The following is a 264-nucleotide window of genomic DNA, read 5'->3' on the forward strand; positions in this document are numbered from 1 at the left end:
CAGCATCGGCTCCATCAGCGGCGAGTGGAACGCGTGGCTCACCGTCAGCCGCTTGGTCTTGCGCCCCTCGGCCGCCAGCTGCTCGGCGACCTTGAGCACGGAGGCTTCGGCACCCGAGATCACCACCGAGTTCGGGCCGTTGACCGCCGCGACACCCACCTCGGTGCCCAGCAGCGGCAGGACCTCCTCCTCGGACGCCTGCACCGCCACCATCGCCCCACCGGCGGGCAGCGCCTGCATCAGCCGGCCACGAGCCGCCACCAG

Annotated in this window: 1 protein-coding gene; it reads right to left on the reverse strand. The window is 72.3% G+C overall.

The genetic code is table 11. The annotated features are described in order from the left end of the window. Positions 1-264 (reverse strand): acyltransferase domain-containing protein (locus UK12_RS35715; protein WP_045307391.1); only part of this gene is annotated, 264 nt, incomplete at both ends.

Source organism: Saccharothrix sp. ST-888, assembly GCF_000955975.1.
In the GTDB taxonomy this organism is placed as follows: Bacteria; Actinomycetota; Actinomycetes; order Streptomycetales; family Streptomycetaceae; genus Kitasatospora.